Consider the following 13006-nt stretch of genomic DNA (forward strand, 5'->3'; position numbering starts at 1 on the left):
GAGGGATTAACGACCAGTTTCGTCATTCCAAAGCAATTTATGTAATTGCAATTGGAAACGAACAGGCAGATGGTCTTCTAAAATCCATTGAGCTAAATCACGTGCGAGTTGTGGTAAACGAACAGCACCTTTTTCAACAGCAAAAGCAGGAGAGAACCATACAGTGCTGACTTTTTCATTTAACAGAAACTGTTCAACTTGCTGTTTTGACCATTCATAATCTTCTCGATTACAGATCACAAATTTAATCTGATCATGCTGAGTGAGATGATCCAAATTACTCATCAAATTTCGAGCAGCTTCACCTGAAGTGGGGGTTTTTAAATCTAAAACTTTTGAAACCCGTGGGTCAACTTTAGATACATCTAAGGCACCACTGGTTTCAAGTGACACTTCACAACCTAAGTCTGCAAGACGTTGCATTAAAGGAAGTGCATTCGGCTGAGCAAGTGGCTCACCACCAGTGACACAGATATACGGTGTTTTAAAATCTAATGTGGTTTGAATAATTTGGTCAAGTGACTGACGTTCGCCACCTTCAAACGAATAGGTTGTATCACAATAGGTACAACGCAAAGGGCAACCAGTTAAACGAATAAAAACAGTCGGTAAACCCGCGGCATTGGCTTCACCTTGTAACGAATAAAAGATCTCCGTAATACGTAACCCCGCAGACGGATCAGAAACAGGAATAGTTGAAGAACGAAGAGCATTCATGAGATTTACCACAGCTTACAAAATGAAAAATCTCTACGATCAAATTTGACCGTAGAGATGAGGAGCGATTCAAACTCCGAGGAACATTAGGTTCCGCAAAAACGATTGATATTTCGTGATTATCAATTAGTCTTCACGAAGTAATTCGTTCAGGCTTGTTTTAGCGCGTGTTTTAGCATCGACTTTTTTTACGATGATTGCAGCATAAAGGTTGCAAGTGCCATCTTTAGATGGAAGGCTACCAGATACGACTACAGAACCCGCTGGTACACGACCATAGTGGATTTCACCAGTTTCACGGTCAAAAATCTTAGTCGATTGACCAATGAATACACCCATTGAAATCACAGAACCTTCTTCAACGATGACACCTTCAACGATTTCAGAACGTGCACCAATGAAGCAGTTATCTTCAATAATGGTTGGGTTTGCTTGAAGTGGTTCAAGAACGCCACCAATACCTACACCACCTGATAGATGTACATTCTTACCGATTTGAGCACATGAACCTACAGTCGCCCAAGTATCCACCATTGTGCCTTCATCAACATAAGCACCGATATTGACATAAGAAGGCATCAACACCACATTTTTTGCTTGGAAAGAGCCTTTACGTGCAACCGCAGGCGGTACAACACGTACGCCAGCAGCTTTAAATTGTGCTTCAGTCCAACCTGTAAATTTAGTATCTACTTTGTCATAGAATTGAAGATCACATGATTCAATTGGTTTATTATCATTGAGCTTAAATGATAAAAGAACCGCTTTTTTCAACCATTGATGAACAACCCATTCACCATCAATTTTTTCAGCGACACGTAAGCTACCGTTATCTAAGCCAGCAATCGCTTGTTCTACAGCTTGGCGTACTTCAGCAGGACAGTCTGCAGCAGTAAAGTTAGCACGATTTTCAAACGCTTCTTCAATGATCGTTGAAAGCTGAGTCATGTTCTTCTTTCCAAAAAAATTTTAAAGATTCTACACCAAATCGCACTGGGTTTAGATATAAAATCGAACTTCAATTTAAAAAACTCACGATGAAATTTAAAAATTGCTTAAAAAAGTTGTTTAGCTCAACTATTTCTTAAAAAAGAAAATGTTTATAAACAAATATTAAAGTTAAATTGTATCAAAAGTTAACAAAAAGTAATCAATTTTCACCTTAATTACGTCAATCAAATCACATATTATGCGTTTGAGTCGAAACACATTAACGATTAAAGAACAAACTCATGTTTAATTTGAGGAGATAGAAATGAAAGTGTTAAAAGTACTTACAGTTGCAACTGCATTATTGGCATCAGGCGTTGCAATGGCTGATGAAGCTGTTGTAAACCAAGGTAATGTTTTTAATGCAAATCAATTACTTCCTACAGGTGCTCGTGTTGAAGTAGGTACAACTGGTTATGGTGGTGCTTTACTTTGGACAGCAAATCCTTATGTAGGTTTGGCTCTTGGTTATAATGGCGGCGACATTTCTTGGACTGATGATGTATCAATCAACGGTACTAAATATGATGCAGATATGGATAATAAATTAGCATATTTAAATGCTGAAATTCGTCCATGGGGTGCGAGCCAAAATGTATGGGCACAAGGTCTATATGTAGCTGCTGGTGTAGGTTATGTTGATAGTGAATATGACCTTAAAAAACGTTCTAGTGATGGCACAATTAAGGTAAATGGTAATAACTATAACTTTAATGGTGAAGTATCAGGTAAAATGGACTATAAAAATGATATAGCTCCATATGTAGGGTTTGGTTTTGCGCCTAAAATCACCAAAAATATTGGTGTATTTGGTGAAGTAGGTGCGTACTACACTGGAAATCCTGATGTGAATTTACAATCAAAAGGTAATTTTGTTAATGTAAATGGTGCAGATTTTGATCGTGATTTAGCAGCTGAAGAAAACAAAATCCGTAATGATGATAAATATGAATGGTTGCCAGTTGGTAAAGTTGGTGTAAGCTTTAACTGGTAATTGCTTATAGATTCTTTTTAGAATCCAAAAACGAGCTTCGGCTCGTTTTTTTATGCGTAATGAATATTGATAATACCTTTAAAACATAAATCAAAAGTGATAACCAAACTTAATTCCATGCACAAAAGCGTAATTGTTATTAACCCCAGATAAAGTTGAATTTTGCGTGACTGAATTGAAGGGGTTCAGTGAGTCGAGATCAGCTTTATTGAAGTAAATATAATTGATTCCATAGGCGAGATAATAATTTTCATCTGGTTTATATACCGCTCCAATTCCTAAACCATAATATCCATTAGATGGATTAAGTGTTCCTGCGGGATTGTCCGTGCCCGAATCCCATAGCATTTCAGCCGCACCGATCCAGTGTTCGCTAAACTTATGTGCAAGTCCAAGCTTTGCTGACCATTGGTCACTTTTATATTCAACTAAATTAAATGGCTTTGCTGTCGTAGGATAAAGTGAAACGTAATAGTCGATGACAGTACCAAATTGAGTTGGTTGGATTTTAAAATCTTTCCAGTTGACCCATCGCAATGTGCTGTAGAGATAATTGTGTTGACTTAAGCCCGTTTGAAAATCTAAATTCACCGATTGTGGTGTATTGATTGTTGTTTTAGCAAAAGGAACAAATTCTAAATTTTGACCATAAAGGTCTTCTGTAATACTTGCTTTATGTTCGATTTTAGAGCGATAGGTGAGCGCAGTTTTAAACGCATATTCAGGAATTTGATAACTGAGTCCCGCAAGCCAACCTTGTCCCGCACTTTTTTTAATTTTTGCATGATAACCACTCAATGTAGAATAGTTTTCACCCATCACTTCAAGTTCACCTTGAAATTGTTGATATGCTGTTCCTGCATAGATATTCCATTGCGATGAGGGTTGATAACCGAATAACAATGAAATGTTTTCACTCGAAAAATCTAATTTTCCAGACTCTAAAAGTTGTTGTCCCGTTTTTAATTGTGGTTGGTATTGATAATCCATATCCATCCCATAGGGGTGATCATAAATCACTCCAAAGGAAAGCTGCGGTGTGAGTTGTAGCTTTGCAGCGACATTGAAAAAATACTGATCATTGATTAAATTTCCAGTGGAGAAATTCTCAACGCCTTGTTGTTTTAAAGTTTCAGTTTGTGGAAGCTGACCTGATACATTGGCATGCATTTGTGCATAGGACAGTTCGACATAATGATCAGACTCTAAAAATGATTGAATAGATTGATTAGACCTTTCTATTCCAGCAGCACTACTTAAAATAGGAACAAAAGTGCCTAAGGCAAGCCCCCATGTGATTGTGTTCATTGCTACCCCGAATTATTTATAATGTATAAATAAAAAATAAGGTTAAATTTTATACTAAAAATTGTCATTAAAGTAAAAATAATATAAAAATCAATGATTTTAGAAATTTTAAAAAGTGTTTGTTAATATTTTAATGATTTGAAATTCGTGAATTAAAAAAAGAGCAATAAAAAAGGAGAGTTTAAACTCTCCATCTTTTAGCACTTTCTGAATTAATCGTCTGGATACGCAATTTTTTTCAATGCTTTGATGTCCGCATCTGGTGAGCAGAGAGAAATAAACTCGTAACCATAACCTCGAAGTAAATGACCTTTACGTACTGCAATCCAAGTGGTATTTAAACCAAAAATATCAGTATCAATTTGTTTTAAACGATGATCCCGTTCATTGTCATACGCCACATCATTGACAATACCGACACCCATGCCTAACTCGACATAGGTTTTTATGACATCGGCATCTAGTGCAGACATCACAATATCGACATCTAAATTGGCGTCTTCAAATGCTTTGTCAATTTTAGAACGACCTGTAAAACCGCCGTGATAGGTGATAATCGGATATTCTGCTAGTTTTTCTAAGGTAATGTCTTTAGGATCAAGCTTGGTTAAAGGATGATCTTGTGGGGTAATGATGCTATGTTTCCAGTTATAGAATGACACGCTGCCCAAGTTTTCTTCTGTGGTCAATGATTCAGTTGCAATACCGATATCAGCAAGACCGAGTAGAAGCATTTCAGAAATTTCAACAGGGCTGGCTTGTTGTAAAATCAAATGTACTTTTGGAAACGCTTTTTTAAACAAATTCACAATTGGTGGTAGAACATAACGCGCTTGCGTATGAGTCGTTGCAATGGTCAGCGTCCCTTCATCGACTTTATTAAAATCATCAGCAAGGCGTTTGATATTATCGGCATCGATTAACATACGTTCAACGATACTGAGTAGGGCTTGCCCAGGTTCAGTTAAACCTAAAAGACGTTTACCTTTGCGAACAAATAATTGTACGCCGAGTTCATCCTCTAGATCTTTAATGTGTTTACTCACACCTGATTGTGATGTGTAAAGTGCTGCTGAAGCTTCAGTTAAATTATAATTTTGACGAACTGTTTCTCGGATAATTCGTAATTGTTGAAAGTTCATTGTTTCGATACCTCAATTGTGGATGAGTCTGTGACGACTCATCCTGTCGCCCATTATGCGACTTGATTTTCAAATAGGTGAAGTGTCGAAGCACTTACCCAAACTGTTTGATTTGGTCTGTATTGATGTAACTTTGCATCTTCTGGATTGAGTGCAATTTCAATCAAGTTCCCTTGGCGATCTTGTAATTCTGCCATCACTTTACCAGCAATCCACAATTCACGTAAGAAGGTGGCTTGGATTGCATTTTCAGTCGGTTGCGCATGAATTTTTAACTCATTCGGACGCGCGAATGCAATGACTTTACCGTCGGCAGTATTGCGTGCAGATGGTAGTTGGATACGATCATCACCGATTTGAATAATGCCTTGATGATTTTCACCTTCGAAACGATTGGCTTGACCTAAGAAGTCAAAAACAAACGGTGTTGCAGGTTTTTCATAAACTTCACGTGGTGAACCAATTTGTTCAATATCACCTTTATTCATCACGACGATTTGATCGGCAACTTCTAAAGCTTCTTCTTGGTCATGGGTTACGAAAATTGAAGTGATGTGTAATTCGTCATGTAGTGTACGTAACCAACGACGTAACTCTTTACGGACTTTAGCATCCAAAGCACCAAACGGTTCATCCAGTAACAATACACGAGGTTCAACCGCTAAAGCACGTGCCAAAGCAATACGTTGACGTTGACCACCCGACAATTGTGCAGGATAACGATCTGCTAAAAAGCCCAATTGAACTAAATCCAATAAACGTGTGACACGTTTTTTAATTTCATTCTCATTCGGGCGAGTCGCTTTAGGGCGAACGCGCAGACCAAACGCAACATTGTCATAGACAGTCATGTGGCGGAATAATGCATAGTGTTGGAATACAAAACCGACTTGACGTTCACGAACATGCACTTTGGTTGCATCTGTCCCTTCAAGGATAATTTTGCCACTATCCGCAGACTCCAGACCTGCAATAATACGGAGTAAAGTGGTTTTACCACAGCCCGATGGACCGAGTAGGGCAACCAACTGACCATCTGGAAAATCTAAAGAGATGTTTTTGAGTGCATGGAATGCACCGAAGTTTTTTTCAATATTTTTTACTTGAATACTCATTGTGCAATTCCTTAAGAAACGGTTGACTCTTTGCTTTCACGATCTTGTTTTTCTTGGCGATACTCAACCCATGTTTTTAGAATAAGGGTAATGATTGCTAAGAACGCTAACAAGGTCGATACAGCAAAAGCAGCACTAATCGAATTTGGTTCGTTATATAAAATTTCAATATGCAGCGGTAAAGTATTGGTTTCACCACGAATGTGACCTGAAACCACAGATACAGCACCGAACTCACCCATGGCACGTGCATTACATAGAATCACGCCATAGATCAAACCCCATTTGATATTTGGAATAGTAATTTTCCAAAAGGTTTGCCAACCTGAAGCACCCAATACAATTGCCGCTTCTTCTTCTTCAGAGCCTTGCGCTTCCATCAACGGAATCAGTTCACGTGCAACAAAAGGCACTGTGATAAAGACGGTGGCAAGGACGATCGCAGGCGTTGCATATAAAATTTTAATATCATGTTCAATCAGCCATGAGCCAATCCAACCTTGTGAACCGAAAATCAACACCAACATCAAACCTGCAACAACAGGAGAGACTGAAAATGGTGAGTCAATAATGGTGGTTAAAATCGCTTTACCACGGAAATTAAACTTCGCCACACACCAAGCTGCGGTTACACCAAAGATGACATTCAATGGCACGGCAATCGCAGCTGTCAGTAAAGTGAGTTTGACTGCTGATAAGGTATAAGGATCAACCAGTGAGGCAACATAAACTTGAAAACCTTGTTTAAATGCTTCAACAAAAATCAAGATTAACGGTAATATTAAACAGCCTAAAAAGAAAAGTAAGGCAATAATTAATAAGATGTAACGTACCCAAGTCGGTTCACGTGTCGCATCACGAGATTGCAATTTAATTGCTAACTCATTGCTATTGGTATTTAAGCTCATCGTGCAGTTCTCCCTGTACGGCGACTTGCCCATGCTTGAATCAAGTTAATGACAAAGAGGAATGCGAAAGAGATAATCAACATCACCACGGCGATGGTTGTTGCACCAGCATAATCATATTCTTCAAGACGGGTAATAATCATCAACGGTGCGATTTCAGTTTCGTAAGGAATGTTCCCTGCGATGAAAATCACTGAACCGTATTCACCTACACCACGCGCAAATGCCAAAGCAAAACCAGTGAGTAAGGCAGGGAATAAGATCGGTAAAATAATTTTTGTCACGATCTGAAAACGGTTTGCGCCTAATGCAGAAGCGGCTTCTTCTAGCTCAGTTTCAAGATCACTTAAAACCGGTTGTACAGTGCGTACCACAAATGGAATACCAATAAAAATCAAAGCCAAGGTAATACCTAAAGAGGTATAAGCAATTTTGATTCCCATCGGTTCTAGGAGTTGACCAATCCACCCCGTTGATGCGTAGAGTGAGGTGAGTGCGATACCAGCAACTGCTGTAGGAAGTGCAAAAGGTAAATCGACCAAAGCATCTACAATACGCTTACCTGGAAAAGAATAACGCACTAAACACCAAGCCAATAACAAGCCGAAGACCACATTGATCAACGCTGCGACAAGGGCGGTGGAAAAACTCAGTTGTAAGGATTTAATAATTCGTTCAGAACTTAGAATTTCCCATAAACCGTCCCAGCCCACGCCTAAAGATTTTATGAATACGGCAGAGAGTGGTATAAGCACGATTAATGATAAATACGCTAGGGTGAAGCCTAGAGATAGACCAAAACCTGGCAGCACTCGGGATCGCTGCGACATGATGACTCCTCAAAAGAGAGAAAGCTTATTGAAGTCAATAAGCAAATTTAAAACAATTCGGCAAGCTTAAAAGGCAATGGTTAAATTGCAAATTTAAAAAACAACTTGGTCTCATCAGTATTACTAATAAAGAAATCTTGTTTCTCTAAAATTAAATGGTCATAGATTTCAGGAAAATGTCCAAAACCAGATGCAACATTGATATGCCCCACTTGTCCTAAGTTTCTAGGTCTGATTTTCCAAGCCTTCGCCAGCTTCTGCGCATTTTCAAAATCAAGCCATGGATCATTTTCAGAAATGATCATTTCAGCAGCAACATTGATTTTAAGTCCATGAAAATAAGCTTCGTAATTTCCAAGACTGTTCCGTGCAAAACCTGCTTCACCAAAACGTGATGGATTAGCTGGTGCAACTAAAATAACTTTTCTAACTTTAGCCGCGATTTCAGGATGTTGTGCTAAGGCTGCAACAGTCGTCAAACAACCGAAACTATGAGCAACAATTTGAACAGGATCTTGAGCTTTATTCAGCGTTTCGATAAATTGAGCAACCCAATCTTTGAGAATCGGCAGATTCCAGTCCTGTTGTTGCACACGGGAGCAAGACACGAGTTCACGTTGTAGTTTTGATTGCCAATGATCATATTCACTGCCGCCTACACCTGGAACAATAATTGTGTGAATCATGTCTATGCTCCTATTTCTTGGATGAACTTTATTTAAATCTTATTTACTTGCTGCATTGGCTTTGACGATTTGATCAAATACACCATTATTATCAAAATGTTGTTTTTGAACTTTGGTCCAGCCACCAAACTCTTTATCAATCGTTACCAATTTTAAAGGTTTGAATGTCGTTGCATATTTTTTCAAAGTAGCTGCATTACGTGGGCGATAGAAGTTCTTCGCTGCAATCTCTTGACCTGCTGGTGAGTACAAATAGTTTAAATATGCTTTTGCAAGATTTAAGTTGCCATCTTTCTCAGCATTCTTTTCAACAATCGCAACAGGTGGTTCAGCTAAAATTGAAAGTGAAGGTGTGATAATTTCAAATTTACCGGGTTGTTCACGAGTCGAGAGGAAAGCTTCATTTTCCCAAGCCAAGAGCACATCACCGATACCACGTTCAGCAAATGTTGTGGTCGCACCACGCGCACCTGAGTCCAACACTTTGGTTTGTTTATAAATTTGACGAACAAAGTCTTGTGCTTTCGCGTCAGAACCATATTGGTGTTTTGCCCAAGCCCATGCTCCTAAATAGTTCCAACGTGCACCACCCGATGTTTTTGGATTCGGTGTTACGATCTCAACACCTGGTTTTACCAAGTCGCCCCAGTCTTTAATGCCTTTTGGATTGCCTTTACGAACAAGGAAAACGATGGTTGATGTATACGGTGTCGAGTTTTGTGGAAATTTCTTCTGCCAGTCTTTTGGTAATAGATTCGTGCTTTGTGCAATCGCATCGATGTCTGCTGCCAGTGCTAAAGTCACCACATCAGCTTGTAAACCATCAATCACAGCGCGAGCTTGTTTACCAGAACCGCCGTGAGATTGTTTAAAGTCAATCGTTTGACCAGTTTTAGATTTCCAATATGTCGAAAAGCTTTTGTTGAAGTTTTCATACAGTTCGCGTGTCGGATCATAAGAAACATTTAAAAAATCTTTCGCTGCAACGCTGAGAGAAGTTGTTGATAATAATGCTGCAACAACAGCGAATTTTAGTTTAGTGAACTGCATTTTTTGCCCCATTTATTTCATAAGTTCGGTAAGATGGAGTGAGCATAACGCTAGTCTTTATTCATAAAAAATAATAAAAAACGAATTTTATATGAATAAATGTGAATTAGTTAATGCAGATATTGTTATCGTCATTTGTGCATAGGTCAGGAAAATTGCATCATGATTTGCTTTAAAAATGCTCAAAAAATTGATTTTATTCCACTTTTAGATCGAGCTTTTCATTATGGTGATGGTTGTTTTACCACTGCAAGATTTCATCAAAATGTCATGGAGTTAGAGTCCTTACATCGTGCACGTTTAAAACTAGCCGCTGAACGCTTGTATTTAAAATTCAATTTTGATGTTTTAGAGCAATCTTTGGATGTATTAAAGCAACAATTTCCAAGTCTAAATGGTACTTTGAAAATTATTCTAAGTCGTGGTGAGGGCGATCGTGGTTATGCCATGCCTGAGCATGATGCTGACTTATATGTATTATTTTACCCAAAAGCGACGGATGCTTTTCAACCTGAGTTTATTCATAGTGATGTTTTGGAACAAGCGATTGGTTTAGTCATGCCGAATTTAGTCGGTTTAAAGACTTTAAACCGTTTAGAACAAGTCATGTTAAAGAAAGAAGCACAAGAAAAGGGCTGGTTGGAAGCGCTGGTTACGGATGTACAAGGTTCGATTGTTGAAGGGGTGAGCAGTAATTGTTTTATTCAAATAAACAATACATGGATTACGCCTGAACTTCGTTATAATGGCGTACATGGTGTGATGCGAGCTGAAATTTTGTCTCGAATGCATCAGAAGGGCATTCGATGCGAACAACGTTATATTGATATGGAGGAAATACGTAATTTTCAAAGCGTATTTTTTTGCAATGCGTTGAGTCCGATGAAAATTGTTGAAACTTTAAATCAACAGCCTTTAAACACTCAATCTTGTGTTGAGTTATTCCAAATTTTAAATTTAAGTCAGTTTAATTCTCATGTCTAAAGCAAAATCAAAGCCCAAATCTAAAAAGAATACTTCTGATAAAACGGGCAATAAAATTTATAAAGGGATCATCATTGTATTGGTGGCGATCTTGATGATTGTCACCATTATTTTAAAAATGAGCATTTTCAAAAGTTATCCCGTCGAGGGGGCAAAGCAAAAGCTTTCGATTACAAATGGTGAAACTTATACGGGCTTTATTGATGATCTTGCAAAAGAGAATAAAGTTAGCTTTCCAATTGTACTGAAGCTTTATCGCAAACTTTTTATCCATGACACCATGAAAGCGGGTGTTTATGAAGTCAAACAAGGGATGAGCGTTCGTCAAGTTTTGGAAATGATTTCTAACGTTGAAAATGCGCAAATGAGCCGTCTTTTGGTGATCGAAGGAACAACAACTAAACAGTTAATTACTTCACTTAAAAATGACCCATTGATTGAAAAGTCTGTGGTTCATTTGCCGCCTGCTGAAATGCTGAAAGCTTTAAATATTCCATACGATCATCCTGAAGGTTTGTTTGCACCAGATACGTATTTCTTTGATAAAGGTGAATCGGATAAGAAAATTTTGACGGATTTATATCAACGCCAAATGAAAATTTTAGATGAAGCTTGGGAAAAACGTGCTCCAAATTTACCGTATAAAGATAAATATGAAGCATTGATTATGGCTTCAATCATTGAAAAAGAAACCAGTGTGGATCGTGAGCTTCGTCAAGTTTCAGGGGTATTCTACCGCCGTTTAAAATTAGGGATGCGTTTGCAAACAGATCCTACGGTGATTTATGGTATGGGTGATAAATACCAAGGCAAGATTTCTAAACAAGATTTACGTACACCTACCGCTTATAATACTTACACGATCAATGGTTTACCGCCAACACCGATTGCTTTACCAAGTAAAAAAGCTATTGAAGCGACCATGCATCCTGATGATTCTGACAATATTTACTTTGTTGCAACGGGTAATGGTGGTCATAAGTTCTCAGCAAACTTGGATGACCATAATCGTGCGGTACGAGAATATATTGAAGTTATGCGAGCGAAGAATTAAGGAATGAGCATGTTTATTAGTTTTGAAGGTACTGAAGGGGTTGGTAAAACCACGCTCATCCAAAAGTTGTATGAACATTTTCAGCAACAAGGAAAAGCAGTTGTTCTGACGCGTGAACCAGGTGGAACGCCTCTCGCTGAACAAATTCGTTCTTTATTGCTGTCAGTCAATCATGATGAAAAAATGAGTCATGATACTGAATTGTTATTGATGTACGCAGCACGCGCACAGCATTTGGAACGGGTAATTTTACCTGCATTAGCGGAAGGCAAAATTGTTCTGTGTGATCGTTTTACCGATTCGAGCTTTGCTTATCAGTGTGCGGGTCGTGGTTTAAGTCGTGAAAAATTACAACTTTTAAATCAAAACTTTGTGTCTAAAATGCCGGATATTACTTTTTGGCTCAATGCACCAATTGAACTAGGAATGACCCGTGCAAGAGCGCGTGGGGATTTAGATCGTTTTGAGCAAGAAAAAGTGGTATTTTTTGAATCGGTACGCAGTGGATTTGCTGAAATTCATGCACGTGACCCTGAGCGTATGAAGCGTCTAGATGCGACTCAAGCGCAAGAAAAAGTATTCGCTGATGCATTGGCTTATTTTAAATAAAATTCCAAGTTGACTCTAAATTTAGAGGATAGGTTGAATGATAAAATTCAACCTATTTTTTTGAGCGAAAGTGTTAGTGTTTTGGTGGGTAAAAGGCTTTATATTGTCAATGGTCAGGGATAGGAAGACTTTATAAGATGAAAAGCAATAAGACCGAAATTGTACAATTTTTACAGCAATTTTTTAGTCCAAGTCTAGAGCGCTGCGAAATTGAAGAAGTTACTGAAAAAGGGGCATCTTTAGTTTGGAGAGTCGGTGAAGCTGATCTTCGCCCAGGCGGTACGATTTCTGGACCGACTATGATGGCTCTTGCAGATTTTGCGCTTTATGTGGCGATTATGGGGGAAATTGGATTGATCGGTTTGGCTGTGACCACCAATATGAATATTAATTTTTTACGCAAACCTTCTGGTGGTGTCGATATTCGTGGTGTGTGTAGATTGATGAAAGTGGGTAAAGCACTGATTGTTGGTGAAGTATGGATTTATTCATTGGATTCCGATGATCCTGTGGCACATGTGACAGGGACGTATTCAGTTCCACCGCAAAAGTAAAATTCAAAAGATCGAGAACATTAAATCTACCATTTACTTTAGGGTCTGTTGACATTTCATAAATG

General features: G+C 38.4%; 14 protein-coding genes. 5 read left to right on the forward strand and 9 right to left on the reverse strand.

Features of this window, described 5'->3' with window-relative positions; genetic code table 11:
* Positions 1-6 precede the first annotated feature (6 nt).
* On the reverse strand, positions 7-717 hold the full coding sequence (gene queE / locus EXE09_RS14325; protein WP_130117721.1) for a 7-carboxy-7-deazaguanine synthase QueE: 711 nt from the start codon (positions 715-717) through the stop codon (positions 7-9).
* Between the two features lie 126 nt (positions 718-843).
* A complete protein-coding gene (gene dapD, locus EXE09_RS14330; RefSeq protein ID WP_130114070.1) occupies positions 844-1665 on the reverse strand; it encodes a 2,3,4,5-tetrahydropyridine-2,6-dicarboxylate N-succinyltransferase in 822 nt (273 codons plus the stop codon).
* A gap of 307 nt (positions 1666-1972) precedes the next feature.
* Here dapD and carO point away from each other — a divergent pair, with 307 nt between their 5' ends.
* A complete protein-coding gene (gene carO / locus EXE09_RS14335; protein ID WP_068974754.1) occupies positions 1973-2701 on the forward strand; it encodes an ornithine uptake porin CarO in 729 nt (242 codons plus the stop codon).
* 90 nt (positions 2702-2791) lie between these two features.
* On the opposite strand, the gene EXE09_RS14340 is transcribed toward carO, so the two are convergent.
* The 7 genes from EXE09_RS14340 to EXE09_RS14370 form a co-directional block, all read right to left on the reverse strand.
* Entirely contained in the window at positions 2792-4009 is a 1218-nt protein-coding gene (locus EXE09_RS14340; protein ID WP_130117722.1) for an OmpP1/FadL family transporter, read from the reverse strand.
* Between the two features lie 212 nt (positions 4010-4221).
* Entirely contained in the window at positions 4222-5151 is a 930-nt protein-coding gene (locus EXE09_RS14345; RefSeq protein WP_068974752.1) for a CysB family HTH-type transcriptional regulator, read from the reverse strand.
* 53 nt (positions 5152-5204) lie between these two features.
* Positions 5205-6266 carry a sulfate/molybdate ABC transporter ATP-binding protein gene (locus tag EXE09_RS14350; RefSeq protein WP_068974751.1) on the reverse strand — a complete coding sequence of 354 codons (1062 nt, stop codon included), beginning with the start codon at positions 6264-6266 and terminating at the stop codon, positions 5205-5207.
* Between the two features lie 11 nt (positions 6267-6277).
* The gene (gene cysW, locus EXE09_RS14355; RefSeq protein WP_068974750.1) at positions 6278-7174 is read right to left on the reverse strand and encodes a sulfate ABC transporter permease subunit CysW; all 897 of its coding nucleotides are present in this window, start codon (positions 7172-7174) and stop codon (positions 6278-6280) included.
* Entirely contained in the window at positions 7171-8004 is an 834-nt protein-coding gene (gene cysT / locus EXE09_RS14360) for a sulfate ABC transporter permease subunit CysT (RefSeq protein ID WP_130117723.1), read from the reverse strand. The genes cysW and cysT overlap by 4 nt, the downstream gene beginning before the upstream one ends.
* 80 nt (positions 8005-8084) lie before the next feature.
* Positions 8085-8690: an RBBP9/YdeN family alpha/beta hydrolase gene (locus tag EXE09_RS14365; RefSeq protein WP_130117724.1), complete on the reverse strand. Its 606-nt coding sequence runs from the start codon at positions 8688-8690 to the stop codon at positions 8085-8087.
* 39 nt (positions 8691-8729) lie between these two features.
* Positions 8730-9740 carry a sulfate ABC transporter substrate-binding protein gene (locus tag EXE09_RS14370; RefSeq protein WP_130117725.1) on the reverse strand — a complete coding sequence of 337 codons (1011 nt, stop codon included), beginning with the start codon at positions 9738-9740 and terminating at the stop codon, positions 8730-8732.
* Between the two features lie 162 nt (positions 9741-9902).
* Between EXE09_RS14370 and pabC the strand changes: the two genes are divergently transcribed.
* From pabC to EXE09_RS14390, 4 genes are all read left to right on the forward strand, one after another.
* Positions 9903-10724: an aminodeoxychorismate lyase gene (pabC, locus tag EXE09_RS14375; protein WP_130117726.1), complete on the forward strand. Its 822-nt coding sequence runs from the start codon at positions 9903-9905 to the stop codon at positions 10722-10724.
* Positions 10717-11778, forward strand: a complete 1062-nt coding sequence (gene mltG, locus EXE09_RS14380; RefSeq protein WP_130117727.1) for an endolytic transglycosylase MltG — start codon at positions 10717-10719, stop codon at positions 11776-11778. The genes pabC and mltG overlap by 8 nt, the downstream gene beginning before the upstream one ends.
* Positions 11779-11787: 9 nt before the next feature.
* Entirely contained in the window at positions 11788-12387 is a 600-nt protein-coding gene (gene tmk, locus EXE09_RS14385) for a dTMP kinase (protein WP_130117728.1), read from the forward strand.
* Between the two features lie 137 nt (positions 12388-12524).
* Positions 12525-12941 (forward strand): PaaI family thioesterase, encoded by a 417-nt coding sequence (locus tag EXE09_RS14390; protein WP_130117729.1) that lies wholly within the window; start codon positions 12525-12527, stop codon positions 12939-12941.
* The last annotated feature ends 65 nt before the right edge of the window (positions 12942-13006 follow it).

Source organism: Acinetobacter sp. WCHAc060025 (assembly GCF_004209355.1).
In the GTDB taxonomy this organism is placed as follows: Bacteria; Pseudomonadota; Gammaproteobacteria; order Pseudomonadales; family Moraxellaceae; genus Acinetobacter; species Acinetobacter wuhouensis.